This is a genomic window from Streptococcus sp. LYSM12, assembly GCF_004569635.1.
Taxonomy (GTDB): domain Bacteria; phylum Bacillota; class Bacilli; order Lactobacillales; family Streptococcaceae; genus Streptococcus.
The window spans coordinates 29,462-44,564 of record NZ_SPOZ01000012.1 but is presented as its reverse complement, the minus strand read 5'-3'; the positions used below and the strand labels follow the sequence as shown (position 1 = coordinate 44,564).

16 protein-coding genes are annotated in these 15,103 nt (G+C 40.3%); 14 read left to right on the top strand and 2 right to left on the bottom strand.

Annotation, left to right across the window (positions count from 1 at the left end; translation table 11 throughout):
* Positions 1-186: 186 nt before the first annotated feature.
* The 14 genes from E4T79_RS05215 (at position 187) to E4T79_RS05145 (ending at position 13,355) form a co-directional block, all read left to right on the top strand.
* Entirely contained in the window at positions 187-360 is a 174-nt protein-coding gene (locus tag E4T79_RS05215; protein WP_001168336.1) for a hypothetical protein, read from the top strand.
* Positions 357-1,175 (top strand): replication initiator protein A, encoded by an 819-nt coding sequence (locus E4T79_RS05210; RefSeq protein WP_000822785.1) that lies wholly within the window; start codon positions 357-359, stop codon positions 1,173-1,175. The genes E4T79_RS05215 and E4T79_RS05210 overlap by 4 nt, the downstream gene beginning before the upstream one ends.
* A gap of 148 nt (positions 1,176-1,323) precedes the next feature.
* On the top strand, positions 1,324-2,679 hold the full coding sequence (gene dcm / locus E4T79_RS05200) for a DNA (cytosine-5-)-methyltransferase (RefSeq protein ID WP_000670052.1): 1,356 nt from the start codon (positions 1,324-1,326) through the stop codon (positions 2,677-2,679).
* Positions 2,663-3,091, top strand: a complete 429-nt coding sequence (locus tag E4T79_RS05195; RefSeq protein WP_001050386.1) for a hypothetical protein — start codon at positions 2,663-2,665, stop codon at positions 3,089-3,091. The genes dcm and E4T79_RS05195 overlap by 17 nt, the downstream gene beginning before the upstream one ends.
* 10 nt (positions 3,092-3,101) lie before the next feature.
* Complete coding sequence (locus tag E4T79_RS05190; protein WP_135028334.1) at positions 3,102-3,485, top strand: hypothetical protein; 384 nt, start codon at positions 3,102-3,104, stop codon at positions 3,483-3,485.
* Between the two features lie 8 nt (positions 3,486-3,493).
* Complete coding sequence (locus E4T79_RS05185) at positions 3,494-3,727, top strand: hypothetical protein (RefSeq protein ID WP_001005707.1); 234 nt, start codon at positions 3,494-3,496, stop codon at positions 3,725-3,727.
* Between the two features lie 2 nt (positions 3,728-3,729).
* Positions 3,730-4,314, top strand: a complete 585-nt coding sequence (locus E4T79_RS05180; protein WP_000619432.1) for a CPBP family intramembrane glutamic endopeptidase — start codon at positions 3,730-3,732, stop codon at positions 4,312-4,314.
* A 76-nt stretch (positions 4,315-4,390) separates the two neighbouring features.
* Positions 4,391-4,879: a hypothetical protein gene (locus tag E4T79_RS05175; protein ID WP_000093699.1), complete on the top strand. Its 489-nt coding sequence runs from the start codon at positions 4,391-4,393 to the stop codon at positions 4,877-4,879.
* The gene (locus tag E4T79_RS05170) at positions 4,879-6,696 is read left to right on the top strand and encodes a VirD4-like conjugal transfer protein, CD1115 family (RefSeq protein WP_000287313.1); all 1,818 of its coding nucleotides are present in this window, start codon (positions 4,879-4,881) and stop codon (positions 6,694-6,696) included. Before E4T79_RS05175 ends, E4T79_RS05170 begins: the two co-directional genes overlap by 1 nt.
* A gap of 17 nt (positions 6,697-6,713) precedes the next feature.
* Complete coding sequence (locus E4T79_RS05165; protein WP_001072182.1) at positions 6,714-6,956, top strand: hypothetical protein; 243 nt, start codon at positions 6,714-6,716, stop codon at positions 6,954-6,956.
* An 18-nt stretch (positions 6,957-6,974) separates the two neighbouring features.
* Positions 6,975-7,829, top strand: coding sequence for a conjugal transfer protein TrbL (locus tag E4T79_RS05160; protein WP_000980125.1), 855 nt, complete (start codon positions 6,975-6,977; stop codon positions 7,827-7,829).
* A 61-nt stretch (positions 7,830-7,890) separates the two neighbouring features.
* On the top strand, positions 7,891-8,244 hold the full coding sequence (locus tag E4T79_RS05155) for a PrgI family protein (RefSeq protein ID WP_001097576.1): 354 nt from the start codon (positions 7,891-7,893) through the stop codon (positions 8,242-8,244).
* Complete coding sequence (locus E4T79_RS05150; RefSeq protein WP_000734152.1) at positions 8,201-10,552, top strand: VirB4-like conjugal transfer ATPase, CD1110 family; 2,352 nt, start codon at positions 8,201-8,203, stop codon at positions 10,550-10,552. The genes E4T79_RS05155 and E4T79_RS05150 overlap by 44 nt, the downstream gene beginning before the upstream one ends.
* Before the next feature lies 1 nt (position 10,553).
* Complete coding sequence (locus E4T79_RS05145) at positions 10,554-13,355, top strand: phage tail tip lysozyme (protein ID WP_007894110.1); 2,802 nt, start codon at positions 10,554-10,556, stop codon at positions 13,353-13,355.
* An 85-nt stretch (positions 13,356-13,440) separates the two neighbouring features.
* Here E4T79_RS05145 and E4T79_RS05140 read toward each other — a convergent pair whose 3' ends face one another.
* Complete coding sequence (locus tag E4T79_RS05140; RefSeq protein ID WP_001030302.1) at positions 13,441-14,286, bottom strand: nucleotidyl transferase AbiEii/AbiGii toxin family protein; 846 nt, start codon at positions 14,284-14,286, stop codon at positions 13,441-13,443.
* A complete protein-coding gene (locus E4T79_RS05135; RefSeq protein ID WP_000037239.1) occupies positions 14,283-14,873 on the bottom strand; it encodes a type IV toxin-antitoxin system AbiEi family antitoxin domain-containing protein in 591 nt (196 codons plus the stop codon). Before E4T79_RS05135 ends, E4T79_RS05140 begins: the two co-directional genes overlap by 4 nt.
* Positions 14,874-15,103 lie beyond the last annotated feature (230 nt).

Below are 15,103 nucleotides of genomic sequence, written 5' to 3'. Positions count from 1 at the left end.
AATTAGATTGCGGAATCCCTATTTACCAGTCTTTGAGAGCGATAAGCGATTGATAGAAACTGATAAATTGATTTGGTTTCCTGCCAAAAATCCTGCCAAAAATTCTTTGGCAGGATTTTTGTTTTAATAAACTTTCGGGGGTAGACACTAGATTGTCTACCCCATTTTTGCGTTTTGGAGGTAATTATGCAAAAGGAAGAACAGTCATCACGTCATATCGTGAAGAGCCATATCATGACCATCATGGGAGTTGATAATCTAAAAGCAACTCAACTGGTAAATGAAATGGAACAAACAGGTTTAATCCGATTTGATGAATTCGGGAATTTTGGACTTTTAGTCTTGGAGGGACAATCATGAAACGTATTACCGCTAATCAATATCAGACATCAGAGCGTTATTATAAACTCCCTAAAATTTTGTTTGAGAGTGAACGTTATAAGGATATGAAGCTGGAAGTTAAGGTAGCCTACGCGGTTTTAAAAGATCGGTTGGAGTTGTCTTTGAGTAAAGGCTGGATTGATGAGGATGGGGCTATTTATTTGATTTATTCCAATTCAAATCTGATGGCACTATTAGGCTGTTCAAAGTCAAAACTACTCTCTATCAAGAAAACCTTACGTGAATATGGCTTAATTGATGAAGTCCAACAGTCCTCTAGTGAAAGAGGTCGAATGGCAAATAAAATTTACTTGGGGGAATTAGAACATGAACCTACCCCAGTCTTACATACAGACGGGGCTAGTGTTAAAAAAACACTAGGGGAGTCTCAAAGAAAGACGGGGCCGGTCTTATATTCAGCCCCTAGTGAGACTGAAGGAAGTGAGACTAAATATAGTGAAACTGAAGGGAGTGACTTAGTTATGAAGGACGAGGAGGAGAGGCAGCTAGTAGATGAGAAAAAAGAAGAAAACTTTACTTCAAAAGTCGATGGCGTGACCAAGTACGATCGAGACTATATTTGGGGTTTGGTTCATGACCAGTTAAGACAGACAGGTCTATCTCAGTCTGCTAGTGACTATGCCATGATTTATTTTAGTGACCGGTATCAGTATGCATTGGAACAAATGCGATTTGCTCGGTCAGCCGAAGTAATAGCTGAATACGTATTTAATGGTGTGCTGTCGGAGTGGACCAAGCAACTGAGACGACAAGAAGTAAAAGGAGGTGAATAAGATGATTTGGTGGATACTAGGTGGAATCTATCTGATTTCTATCATCATTTTGATTGTTGAAATCATCCGTGCACCAGAAATGGATGATCATATATAAGCAAGAGTTTTACAAGTGTAAGGCTCTTTTTTAGTTGGAAAGAGAGGAAAAATGAAATTTTTAGATTTATTTGCTGGGATAGGCGGTTTTAGGCTAGGGATGGAATCACAGGGTCATAAATGCCTGGGCTTTTGTGAAATTGATAAATTCGCTAGAACATCTTATAAAGCCATGTTTAACACAGAAGGGGAAATAGAATACCATGACATTAAAGAGGTCACAGACCATGACTTTAGACAATTTAGAGGGCAAGTGGACATCATCTGCGGGGGATTTCCTTGCCAAGCATTTTCACTCGCAGGCAGACGATTGGGATTTGAAGATACTCGAGGGACTCTCTTTTTTGAGATTGCTCGAGCGGCCAAACAAATCCAACCACGTTTTCTATTTTTGGAAAACGTCAAAGGCCTACTCAATCACGACGAGGGACGGACGTTCGCCACAATCCTCTCCACGCTGGATGAATTGGGGTATGATGTCGAATGGCAGGTGCTTAACAGCAAGGACTTCCAAGTCCCGCAAAACAGAGAACGGGTCTTTATTATCGGACATTCTAGAAGATACCGTTCCAGATTCATATTTCCTCTCAGAAGAGAAGACAGCCCAGCTCATCTTGAAAGGCTAGGAAATATCAATCCCTCTAAACATGGTTTGAATGGTGAAGTCTATCTGACGAGTGGACTTGCTCCTACACTAACAAGAGGTAAAGGAGAGGGTGCAAAAATCGCCATTCCAGTCTTAACACCAGATAGACTAGAAAAACGCCAACATGGTCGTCGATTTAAGGACAATCAAGACCCTATGTTTACTTTGACCAGTCAAGACAAACACGGAGTTGTTGTCGCAGGAAATCTGCCGACTAGCTTTGACCAGACCGGTAGAGTATTTGACATTTCTGGCTTGTCACCGACCTTGACCACCATGCAAGGTGGAGACAAGGTGCCAAAGATTTTGCTGAGGGAGGAGCTGCCATTTCTGAAAATCAAGGAAGCCACTAAAACAGGGTACGCAAAGGCAACTCTTGGAGACTCTGTCAATCTGGCTTATCCAGACTCAACCAAACGTAGGGGACGTGTGGGAAAGGGAATATCCAATACTCTGACGACTTCAGACAATATGGGAGTAGTAGTTGCTGCTCTGGAATATCGACAGGATAAGTGGTATGAAGTCACAGGCATTGTCTTAGAGGGGAAACTTTATCGCCTGAGAATAAGACGACTGACACCAAGAGAGTGCTTCAGACTTCAAGGCTTTCCTGATTGGGCTTATGAAAGAGCAGAGAGTGTTTCTAGTAAGAGCCAACTATACAAACAGGCCGGCAATAGCGTGACTGTCACAGTTATTGAAGCCATTGCCAGAGAATTTAGAAGAACGGAAGAGGAAGAAAAACATGAACTTACTACATAAGAAAAGTATCCTAGATTGTACTGAATTAGAAGAACGTATTCACCAAGCTGAAACCAATCAGCTATTACAAAAGATACTGTCGCTCCCCAATTTTGATTGTGACTTTGAGGTAACTTTTGAAGATGATTACCACAAAGAGATGAATGATCCCCTATTCTACGAATCCAATCTTCATCAGATTTCGGATTTTATGGAAACTAGGGATATTAAAAATGGTGTAGATACACTATTGACGAAAGACAATCACCTGGCCTTTCGTGCCTTTGGTGAAAATTATTCTGCTAGGGGAAAGGAGGGCATTTTAACGACTCTAGTGACGGTCAAGTGCTTTGGTGAAGGACGGATGCCCATTGATATGAGTCGCTATTTCTCAACTCCTGAACCAACAGTTGAAAATAGCCTAACCCTATAAGGAGGTGCCTATGCTTGAGGTATATCTAGGAAATAATACCAATACAAATCAAGATTTACTAACCATTTTGACGACCTATGGAGTGGCTTATCGTTGTACAAAAGCATGTGAGGTAACCCGTGAAATCATACTGTCACTCTTTGCCAAAACCACGGATTGTTTTGAGTTGCTGTCGCCACGATTTCTTCGCTTTAAAAGTCAATATTCGATAAGTTTGAATGAGATGATTCAGCTCATTCTCCAAAAGCCAGACCAAAACCTTCGTCTGCCTCTCATTGTCTGTCAGAATCACGTCTATCCAGCTATTGGGCTAGACGAAGTACGTACTTTTCTTCCCAGACAGGTAAAAGAAGAGTTGTTTCAGGCCAGTCTGATGAAACAAGTGACAGGGTAGGTGTGAAGATGAATGAACGATTTTGGGACAATTTAGAAATCATTCTGGCTGAAAAAGACCTCACTTGGGCAGAACTAGCTCGCAAAGTATTCAACGGTCAATATGTTTATCCAAGTGAATTTAATCGCCTCTATCAAAAATTACGGCATTACAAATCTAATCGTCTGATGCCACAAATAAGATGGGTTGAGCGTATTGTTCTAGTCTTAGATATTGATTATGAAGATTTATTTAAGAGGTGACAATGATAAGGATAGTGTTGTTTTATCTAGCCATACAGCTTAACGGTCTTCTGGTGAGTTTATTCCTGAAAGAGTATCTGACAATAGAGGGTATAGTCTTGCTACAATTGGTCCTATTAAGTGTGACTTGCTTAGAGATTGCCCGTCATAAAACTGTTCCATTAAAAATTGTGGGCGTACAAAATCGCCTAAGTTGGTTGCTTCTTGGCTTTGTGGCTATGGTTGCTTTTGCAGTCTTCATCAGTTTCCTATTTCCAGTTCAGACTAGGAATCAAGCAGTATTGGTACAAGTAGGAAAACAGGTTCCTCCTATTATCTTTTTATTGTTTCTGGTCAATGCAAGTATTCTTGAAGAGATTGTTTACAGGCAATTGCTGTGGGAAAAATTGACATTCCCTTTTGAACAAATAGGCGTGACCAGTTTTCTCTTTGTTCTATCCCATGGACCTAATCAGTTAGGGAGTTGGCTCATCTATAGCTGTCTTGGCTTGACCTTGGCTGTTGTTCGATTGAAAACTGATTGTATGACGGCAATCGCCTTACATTTACTTTGGAATAGTTTGGCTTATGTCGTAACTTTCTTGTGATACCAAAATCAAGAGTGCTTCCGTATTATGGAAGCACCTTATGTTTGATAGGGAATCGAAAAAAGAGGAGGCCACTATGTCATCTGAACAACAAGAACGTCAAGCGATGCAATACGTAGAAAGAAGTAGTTTATTGACAGTCAGAACCCTCTTAAAACTCTTAGAATGGTCGGCTAGGCAAGCCTTAGCTCAAGATTCAGCTTATAAGATTGGGGTTCAAAAAATGGAAGAACTCCTTCAAAGTCCTTACGCCATTGAAGCGATTGATGTTAGTAAAGACATACTGGATAAGCCAATCGATGTGGAGAAATTTAAGGAGTTGATGGAGTCAGAAAAACTGCCAATCGCAATTAGTTGGCAAAAAGACTATCTCTACTTTTATGCCAAGGATAAGACCTTGCTCGATCATCACTTGGATGAATTGTTGAAGAAACTGATGTCTAATCCAGAGAAGCTAGAAGGTTTAACCTTTGATAAAACCTTGGACCAAGAGATAGAACTGGCCAAAGAGAAAATTAGAGTGACAGAACTTTCGGCAGTAAAAACCAAGGAGGTGACCTTGTAATGTATTCCAGGCAAAAAGCATTTGTCTTTGGACTCTTGGGTCTCGCCTTTGGCTATTTCTGCCATCGTCTAACCCTACTCTATGATAGTTTAACTAATGCCCCACCTATGGAACGTATTGCCTACCTCTTAGGAGAGGGGTTAAATCAGGTTTTCAATCCTTTATGGCTATTTTCCTTTACTCAAAAATCTTTTCTTGCCTTTATCCTTGGGGTTCTAATGATGACGCTAGTCTATCTTTATGTATCGACAGGACAGAAAGTCTATCGGGAAGGGGAAGAATATGGTTCTGCACGATTTGGAACCAGTAAGGAAAAGCGGAACTTTTACAGTAAGAATCCTTTCAATGACACGATTTTGGCTCGTGATGTTCGTCTAACCTTGTTGGAAAAGAAGAAACCCCAGTTTGACCGAAATAAAAATTTGATTGTCATTGGGGGTTCTGGGGCAGGTAAGACCTTTCGCTTTGTGAAACCCAACCTTATCCAACTTAACTGTTCCAATATTGTCGTAGATCCGAAAGACCATTTGGCTGAGAAGACAGGTAAACTCTTTTTAGAAAACGGTTATCAGGTTAAGGTTTTAGACTTGGTTAATATGACCAATTCAGACGGTTTTAATCCCTTTCGTTATGTAGAAACAGAGAATGATTTGAACCGTATGTTAACGGTCTATTTTAATAATACCAAAGGAAATGGTTCTCGCAGTGATCCGTTTTGGGATGAGGCTTCCATGACATTGGTGAGAGCTATTGCCTCTTACTTGGTGGATTTTTACAATCCTCCAGGAAGTTCTAAGCAAGAGCAGGAAGCAAGACGTAAGCGTGGCCGTTATCCAGCCTTTTCTGAGATTGGGAAACTCATCAAACTCTTATCAAAGGGAGACAATCAGGACAAAAGTATACTTGAAGTCCTGTTTGAAGACTATGCTAAGAAATATGGTCATGAGAACTTTACCATGAGAAACTGGGCAGATTTTCAAAACTATAAGGATAAGACCTTGGATTCGGTGATTGCGGTCACAACAGCTAAATTTGCCCTCTTTAATATTCAATCGGTGATTGATTTGACGCAAAGAGACACTATGGATTTGAAAACGTGGGGCACTCAAAAGACCATGGTCTATCTTGTTATTCCAGACAATGATACGACCTTTCGTTTCCTATCTGCTTTATTTTTCTCTACGGTTTTCTCCACTTTGACCAGACAGGCTGATGTTGACTTTAAAGGGCAACTGCCTATTCATGTTAGAAGCTATCTGGATGAGTTTGCGAATGTCGGAGAAATCCCAGACTTCGCTGAACAAACCTCAACAGTCCGCTCTAGGAATATGAGTCTTGTGCCTATTCTCCAAAATATCGCTCAACTCCAAGGACTTTATAAGGAAAAAGAAGCTTGGAAAACTATACTGGGGAACTGTGACAGTCTCCTCTATTTGGGTGGGAATGACGAGGAAACTTTCAAATTCATGAGTGGACTTTTAGGCAAACAAACCGTTGATGTCAGAAGCACCAGTCGTTCTTTTGGGCAGACGGGTTCAAGTTCTACCTCTCATCAGAAAATTGCTCGTGACTTGATGACGGCTGATGAAGTTGGAACTATGAAACGAGATGAGTGCCTCGTACGCATTGCAGGGGTTCCTGTTTTTCGAACCAAGAAATATTTTCCTCTCAAACATAAACATTGGAAGTTGCTCGCTGATAAGGAAACCGATGACCGTTGGTGGAACTATCACATCAATCCCTTGGCTAAAGAGGAAGAATTGGACTTGTCAGACTATCAAATAAGGGATTTAAGCACAGAAACGTCACTACATTAATAGAAATGAGGAAAAATATGAATCAAAAACTAACAGGCTTTGTTTACGGAGTGGACGCCAGCTCCATGTTCTCCCAGGCCATGTCTCTATTACAAAAAGGCTTGATTGCAGTAGGAGCCTTTCTTGTAGTCATGGGCATTATCAACCTTTCAACCAACATTAAAGATGGTGGGCCAGGCGTCCGAAATGCCATTTTAGAAATTGTTGGTGGTGTCATGGTGGGAGCCGCAGGTGCTTTTGTGACACAGATTACCATTTAGAGGAGGTCAGAACATGACATGATGATGAATTTTACGTCACCTTTTGTATTTCTAGCCTCTGAAAAAGTGTCAAGCGATAGCCTTTTTGAAGGGTTTCAGGTCGATTTAGAATCAACTGCTAACTTGGTTAAGTCACTGGCGGACTTTAATCCGACGGTTTGGTCTTACATGACAGCCATTACCAAGGGTATTATGCAGCCCTTGGGAGTAGCTATTCTTGCGGTAGTTCTTGTACTCGAATTTTCAAAAATGGCCAAGAAAATCGCAAACTCAGGCGGTGCAATGACCTTTGAAGCCATAGCACCTATGATTGTCAGCTACATCATGGTCGCGGTCGTGATTACCAATACGACGGTTATTGTGGAAGCCATTATTGCCATTGCCTCATATGTTATTGAACAAGTGGCAAGTCTTGTCACGAATGGTGGTGCTAATTATGATACCATCTCAGGCATTAAGGGATCTGGAATTGTAGGAAAAATGATTATTGGCTTTTTTGCGATTCTCATTTGGTTGGTACGAATGGCCAGTATTATGGTTGTCAATATCTTGATTACCATTCGCTTTATCCAACTCTATCTGATGATTCCTTTTGCCCCTGTTACCATTCCGACCTTCCTTAGTGATGACTGGAGAAGTGTTGGGATTGGTTACCTTAAAAACATCATGGTCTATGCCGTTCAAGGTATTTTGATTTTTCTAATTGTATCTCTTGTTCCCTTGTTTGAATCGGCTGGAAAGATTGCCGTATCAAATGGAGCTGGAGTGATGGAATCACTCGCCATTATGTTTGGTGGCTTGGTACAGGCCATATTGTTAATCATTGCCTTGGTTGGCAGTCAACGAACCGCCCGAAGTATTTTGGGGATGTAGGAGGAAGGGAGTCACTATCTCGCCTCCTCTTTTTATAGCTTATTTAGATTGGAGAACATTTATGAACACACGTGTCTTTAAGGACATCTCAAAGGTTCAACACAGGGCATGGCTGGGATTTACAACTAGACAGGTTATTTTTGTATTTCCAGCTGTCGCCCTAACCATTTTGGTTTTGGGCTTGAACCTATTTTATTGGCAATTTGGGGATTGGTTTGTCTATGGTTTTGTTTTTAGCTTTACCATTCCACTCATGTTATTTGGGGTCTATCGCCCCAACGATTTACCATTTGAAATATACCTCAAGTACCGTTTTCATTATGAACTAACGGTGCCAGACCGCACATTTACTGGAAGAAAAGGAGACCAACGTGAAAAAATTAAAACACTCAATGAAATCAAAGACCTCTTCTAATGACAAAAAGCAAAAGACGAAAACACAGAAACAGGAAATCAGCCCTTCTACCGTAAATACGTTAGCCTATCAAGGACTTTTTCAGAATGGCCTTATGCAGGTCAGTCCAAGCTATTTCTCACAAACCTATCTCTTAGGAGATGTTAATTACCAAACAGTTGGCTTAGATGATAAGGGAGCTATCGTGGAGAAATATTCCGATTTAATCAATTCACTGGATGATAAGACCAATTTCCAACTGACTATTTTCAATCAAAAAGTTAATTTGGAAAAATTTCGTAAGAGTATTCTCTATCCCTTGCAGGAAGATGGGTTTGATACTTATCGTGATGAATTGAATCGCATGATGGATGCCAACTTAGAGGCGGGTGAGAACAACTTTTCAGCTGTCAAGTTTCTTTCATTTGGCAAGAGCGACCAAACACCAAAACTAGCTTTTCGTTCTCTGTCACAGATTGGGGAATATTTCAAGAGTGGCTTTTCAGAGATTGATGTATCTCTTGGTTTACTTGGTGGAGAGGAGCGAGTGAATGTCCTTGCGGATATGTTACGAGGTGAAAATCATTTACCGTTTTCTTATAAGGATTTGACTCTCTCAGGTCAATCCACCAAACACTTTATTGCCCCAACCTACCTTTCCTTTAAACACAAGAATCATATTGAATTGGACGATCGATTATTACAGATTGTTTATGTTCGCGACTATGGCATGGAGTTAGGGGATAAATTTATTCGAGACCTCATGCAGTCAGATTTGGAAGTGATGATTAGCCTACATGCCAAAGGCTCTACTAAGTCTGAAACCATGACCAAGCTACGAACCAAGAAGACCTTGATGGAATCACAAAAGATTGGTGAACAACAAAAAATGGCTCGGACTGGAATCTATTTGGAGAAGGTCGGCCATGTTCTTGAGAACAACATCGATGAAGCTGAAGCTCTTCTTCAAACCATGACCCAAACAGGAGATAAACTGTTTGACACCGTATTTCTAATTGGCGTGCTAGCGGATACTGAAGACCAACTCAAACAATCTCTTGATATTATCAAGCAAGTGGCAGGGTCTAATGATATGATTATTGATAACTTGACCTATATGCAAGAAGCTGCCTTTAATAGTCTCTTGCCATTTGGGAAGAACTATCTCGAAGGTGTTTCTCGGTCTCTATTGACTTCAAATATTGCCGTGAATGCACCTTGGACTTCCGTAGATATTCATGACAAGGGTGGGAAATTTTATGGCATCAATCAAATCTCAAGTAATATCATCAGTATTGACCGTGGCAAGTTAAATACTCCATCAGGTTTGATTTTAGGGACTTCTGGAGCTGGCAAAGGGATGGCGACAAAACACGAAATCATCTCAACTAAGCTCAAGGAAGCAGATAGTGATACTGAAATTATTATTGTTGACCCAGAAAATGAGTACAGTATTATCGGTCAAGCCTTTGGTGGGGAGAGTATTGATATTGCCCCAGATTCCACTACCTTTTTAAATGTCTTAGATCTATCAGATGAGAATATGGATGAGGATCCGGTCAAGGTCAAGTCCGAATTTCTCTTGTCCTGGATTGGAAAGCTCTTGGACCGCAAAATGGATGGTCGCGAAAAGTCGCTGATAGACCGTGTGACACGCCTCACCTATAAGCATTTTGACACACCATCCTTGGTCGAATGGGTCTTTGTCTTATCTCAACAACCTGAACAGGAAGCTAAGGACTTGGCACTGGATATGGAACTCTATGTGGAAGGGTCGCTGGACATATTTTCACATCGGACCAATATTAAAACAGACAGTCATTTCCTGATTTACAATGTCAAAAAGTTAGGCGATGAATTAAAACAAATTGCCCTTATGGTTATCTTTGACCAGATTTGGAACCGTGTGGTGAAAAACCAAAAACTAGGAAAGAAGACCTGGATATACTTTGATGAGATGCAGCTTCTCTTATTAGACAAGTATGCCTCTGATTTCTTCTTTAAACTCTGGAGTCGTGTCCGTAAGTATGGGGCGATACCGACAGGCATTACTCAAAATGTAGAGACTCTTCTTTTAGATGCCAATGGCAGACGTATTATTGCCAATAGCGAGTTTATGATTCTTTTAAAACAGGCTAAGAGCGATCGCGAAGAGTTGGTGCATATGCTTGGGCTTTCCAAGGAACTGGAGAAATACTTGGTCAATCCTGAAAAAGGGGCTGGCCTAATCAAGGCCGGTTCCACAGTTGTTCCTTTCAAGAATAAGATTCCACAACACACCAAGCTCTTTGACATCATGAGTACGGACCCTGAAAAAATGAGGACATGAGATGAAAGAGGATAAAAAGCTAGTCAAACAAGCCAGGCAAAATTTTCGAAGCAACTTAAAATCAGCCCGTATGCATTATCGGAAAGAAGTTAGAGCCTTAAAACAGACTGTTCCTAAAAAAGGACGATTTCGTAAACCAGCCCAAAATTCTCTGTTTCAGGAAAAGAAAACAGAGTTAAAAGAAAATCTACTCAGTAGCCAACAAGAAGCAGAAGAGAAGTTTCTAAAGAGAATTACCCATGTGTCTCCTAGACTGTTGAAGGTAAAGGAAATCAAGAACTATCGACTTCCTCAAGCTCAAGAGCGTTTGCGGACGGCAAGAAAACATTTGTCAGAAGTGAAACTAAGTGAGAAGCAAAAGGCAGTTAATCCCAAGTTTACCTTCCAAAAAGATAAATCTTCCTTGAAGTCTCGCTTTCAGTTTCACCAAGAAAAGTCATTCGATCGACTCAGTGCAGAAAAAGAAGTAAGTTCTGCCAAACGTGAGGTCAAACAACTCAAGAAAGTCCAAAAGTCTAAGAAAAACTCCACCAAGTTCAAAGTTGGATTAGGCTTAGCTGCCTCTGAATCGCTTGACTTGGTGGCACAGGATGATGATTTAGATGGTCTAAGAACCTTAAAGGATACTAGCTTGAAAGCCAGACGCTATGGCAGGTTTACCTATCAAGCAGGTAAAGTGGCGGTGAAAAGTGGTCAGACTGGTGTGAGTTTTACAAAGACAAAAGTGGCTCATGGAAAGGAACGATTCCACAACTTCAAAAAGGGAAAAGGATTCACACGGCAGAAACCTCTTAAACCACAAAGACGCTATCAAACCTTTTTAAAGCATGCCAGAAAGCACAGTCTAGCAGGAGTTAAGGGGATTGCCCAAGCCATTAAGGGAAGTCTGACCTTCTTTTCTGCAATTGCGGGAAATCCTTTGACTTGGATTGTCTCAGGCATTTTCTTGATACTCCTTTTGATGATGAGCTTTTTCATGAGTGTCTCAGGTAGCAGTGCCATTCAACAAGATGAGATGGAATTGACCAAGGCCTATACCCGCATGACGTGGGAAGATGCGGAACATACGAGAACCAACGAAAAAGGGATTGCCTACTACACCAAAATTGATGAGGTCATGGTTTACATGAATCATCAATACCAAGACTACAAGCTTGACGATTTCATGGAAAAAGGTGGTGCGACCTACAAAGCATTTCTCAGTCAAGTGTGGATGGACTTAAATGGTGGTGATTCTATTAAATCTATGTCTGACTTGTATAAAGAACCTGCTTACAAGCTGTCTGAGGAGGACCAGGAAGAGCTAAAGGAATTGACCGAAGAAGGCAACTATTTAGCTCTTCAAGAATTGGACAATCCCTTTCAGGGCCGGACTGACGAGGATAGCTTAAACATGACCTACCGATATGGTTATGAGGTCATTGATGAGAAACCAACGCTTCATCACCATATCATCTTAGAAGCAAAAGAAGGTCAAGTCATTGTGTCTCCGATGGATGGCAAGGTATCTCTTGATGGAGAGAACGTTGTTTTGACATCTGGTAAGGGAGTGAATAAGACTAAACTAACCTTGTTTGGCATTCATTCAGGCCGAGTGAGTGAACATCAACAAGTCTTGGCAGGAGATATTATTGGTCAGACCAAAGACGGAACGGGTCTAAAACTCACCTATCAAAAGATTGATGATGACACGGATAAGTTGGTCTATGTCAATCCAGCATTCTACTTTCCAAAAGTGATTCAGGTTCAGACCACCATTCTTCCAACTATCGGTCAGTTTGGCGGCGATGAGTTCGAGAGAGCCAAGGCAATTTATGACTATCTTAAAAGCAAAGGTGCGACCAATCAAGCTATCGCAGCCATTCTAGGTAACTGGTCGGTAGAATCCTCCATTAATCCAAAACGAGCTGAAGGCGACTATTTATCTCCACCTGTTGGTGCGACAGATAGTTCGTGGGATGATGAGGGCTGGCTCACACTTAATGGTCCAACTATATACAATGGACGTTACCCAAATATTCTCAAACGTGGTTTAGGCTTAGGCCAATGGACAGATACCGCGGATGGTTCACGCAGACATACTTTATTGTTGGAATATGCCAAAGGAAAACATCAAAAATGGTATGACTTAGGCTTACAACTGGATTTCATGTTGTATGGGGATAGTCCTTATTACACCAACTGGTTAAAGGACTTCTTCAAAAATTCAGGCAGTCCAGCTAGTCTTGCCCAGCTCTTTCTCATTTACTGGGAAGGAAATAGTGGTGATAAGCTACTTGAACGTCAAACACGAGCCAGTGAGTGGTATTACCAAATTGAAAAAGGCTTTAGTCAACCTAACGGTGGGACAGCACAAAGCGATCCAAAAGCACTTGAAGCTGTACGAGAAGACCTTTTTGAAAACTCTATTCCAGGAGGTGGTGACGGTATGGGTTACGCTTACGGCCAATGTACTTGGGGAGTCGCAGCCCGTATCAATCAACTGGGTCTAAAACTCAAAGGTAAAAACGGTGAGAAGATTCCAATTATCAGTACCATGGGCAATGGCCAAGATTGGGTACGAACAGCCGCAAGTCTCGGTGGAGAGACAGGGACAAGTCCACAAGAAGGAGCTATCCTTTCCTTTGCGGGAGGAGGACATGGCACCCCAACAGAATACGGACATGTGGCTTTTGTGGAGAAAGTCTACCCAGACGGTTCATTCCTTATCTCAGAAACCAACTACAATGGCAATCCAAACTATACCTTCCGTAAATTATCTGGAGTGGATAGTAGCTTGAGTTTTGCTTATACGACGAAATAAAAAAGGATATGCTAACAATAACTTGATTAGTTAGCATATCCTTTTCCTTTAATGTCACGATTACCTAGTGGGGCAGTTAAAAGTTTTAATCAGAGTCAGTAGAAATAATAATTGTAATAAGACTAATCATCTCATCAAGCACATTTGCAAGTGAAATTCCTTTTGTATAACTATATTTTTTTGAATAATTTTGCCATTGTTGATTCTGAGTAGGATCAGATTTGAATCTCTCGAGTAGTTCAATAATTTTTTCGAAATCGAGCTCAGTTTCGCGATAGGAAAAAGTTCTTTGGCAAGCATTTTTTAACTGATTGAAATCAATATCTTTTTTCTTCAATTTTGAAAGAATATAAACATCGTAAAAGTCTTTGCTTCTGCTGTTCAAGAAGTTTCGTGAATAGATGGTTTGGAGTTTTTCAGCTAGAATTGTTTCAATTGTATAAGCAATGATTGGAAAATTGTCTTCATCAAAAATAGCTTTATAGTCGTATGTTATCGGCTGAGGAGTTACAACATCACCTGTCGCAATATCCAAATGGATAACTTGTTTAATATTCTCAAGTTGGCACGAAATTGTTGCTCGATAGCCACCATAGTCATCACTTTCTTTAATAGTTGTGATTGATTGAATCACAAAAGATATACCTTCTTCGGAATCTGCTAAAATTTCCTTGAGTTGCTGTTTAACAGTTTCTTCTGAGAGTGTTATTTGATGGAATAAAAAGTCAATATCAACAGTGCTACGAGATTCAACTCCGATGACATTCGACAGTAGGAATCCTCCTTTGAAGATATAGTGATTTGAATAAGAACTTTGACTTAATTTTTTCAAAATGACTTCTAGGAAGTAATAGGTCATCACGGAATTAAAGGTTAAACCAGTATTCTTTGATATTTTATGACAGAGTGCTGTTAATTTAGCTTTGTTCATATTAGAACCTCCAGAGTTTGTTTAACTTTTTCTAAAGTATTCATTTTTGTCGCATATTCATAGAGTTTTGCTAGATTTTTTTTAGGATAGTTCCCATAAGATTGAAGTGTCTTGACAAAGAGTTCGGAATCAATCTTTTCTCGATGTATTACAAAATCACAAATAATACGTTCAAAATCATATACCCTTACGTTGTTTCCCATAGGAGTAGGTACAGTAGTCATTCCCAGCTCGCTGTATTCTTTAGAGACAAAGTGAATGTTTAGATTAGCTGGAGGAGTATTAAAGCGGTAGCCTCTAGGAACTGTCACATCAAAATATTGTGGAATTTCATCTGTAAACTGTTGTAGATACAGTGCCGAAATATAAGAGAAAATAGCCTTAGGAAAACGATATTGAAAGAAGTAGTATTCATCATAGTCTCCGTTTTGGGTTAGGAAAATACCTTTTTCAACTCGGAAGATAATGCCTTCTTTCTCTAGTCTTGTCAGATATATTGTTGGAATACCTAGTGCTTTACAATCTTTGTTTGTGACAATGCCATTGTTCTTTTCTATAAAATCGAGTAGAATCTCTTTTTTTGACATACGGCCCCCCACTTGTTGCTTTTACACTACAATTTTACAATATTTGTGGTATAAAAGCAACATTTTCTTTTCCCTCAATTTATTGTGATAACAAAATCAAGCCTTCTTTTTTATGATGGTATTGAACTTGGGCTACGAGCTGTACAAAAAAAGAGAGTTTCTCATAGAACGGAAAGTTCTTCGTCAAAACTCCTATTTTTGTCGTGCTCGCTAACGCCCTCGTATCTAAT

Excerpts from the sequence above, each read along its gene's own strand:
- E4T79_RS05165 (WP_001072182.1), top strand. The coding sequence starts at position 6,714 with ATGAATCAAAAACTAACAGGCTTTGTTTACGGAGTGGACGCCAGCTCC.
- dcm (WP_000670052.1), top strand. The coding sequence starts at position 1,324 with ATGAAATTTTTAGATTTATTTGCTGGGATAGGCGGTTTTAGGCTAGGG.
- E4T79_RS05160 (WP_000980125.1), top strand. The coding sequence starts at position 6,975 with ATGATGATGAATTTTACGTCACCTTTTGTATTTCTAGCCTCTGAAAAA.
- E4T79_RS05210 (WP_000822785.1), top strand. The coding sequence starts at position 357 with ATGAAACGTATTACCGCTAATCAATATCAGACATCAGAGCGTTATTAT.
- E4T79_RS05140 (WP_001030302.1), bottom strand. The coding sequence starts at position 14,286 with ATGAACAAAGCTAAATTAACAGCACTCTGTCATAAAATATCAAAGAAT.
- E4T79_RS05215 (WP_001168336.1), top strand. The coding sequence starts at position 187 with ATGCAAAAGGAAGAACAGTCATCACGTCATATCGTGAAGAGCCATATC.
- E4T79_RS05170 (WP_000287313.1), top strand. The coding sequence starts at position 4,879 with ATGTATTCCAGGCAAAAAGCATTTGTCTTTGGACTCTTGGGTCTCGCC.
- E4T79_RS05175 (WP_000093699.1), top strand. The coding sequence starts at position 4,391 with ATGTCATCTGAACAACAAGAACGTCAAGCGATGCAATACGTAGAAAGA.
- E4T79_RS05190 (WP_135028334.1), top strand. The coding sequence starts at position 3,102 with ATGCTTGAGGTATATCTAGGAAATAATACCAATACAAATCAAGATTTA.
- E4T79_RS05135 (WP_000037239.1), bottom strand. The coding sequence starts at position 14,873 with ATGTCAAAAAAAGAGATTCTACTCGATTTTATAGAAAAGAACAATGGC.
- E4T79_RS05195 (WP_001050386.1), top strand. The coding sequence starts at position 2,663 with ATGAACTTACTACATAAGAAAAGTATCCTAGATTGTACTGAATTAGAA.
- E4T79_RS05185 (WP_001005707.1), top strand. The coding sequence starts at position 3,494 with ATGAATGAACGATTTTGGGACAATTTAGAAATCATTCTGGCTGAAAAA.
- E4T79_RS05145 (WP_007894110.1), top strand. The coding sequence starts at position 10,554 with ATGAAAGAGGATAAAAAGCTAGTCAAACAAGCCAGGCAAAATTTTCGA.
- E4T79_RS05180 (WP_000619432.1), top strand. The coding sequence starts at position 3,730 with ATGATAAGGATAGTGTTGTTTTATCTAGCCATACAGCTTAACGGTCTT.
- E4T79_RS05155 (WP_001097576.1), top strand. The coding sequence starts at position 7,891 with ATGAACACACGTGTCTTTAAGGACATCTCAAAGGTTCAACACAGGGCA.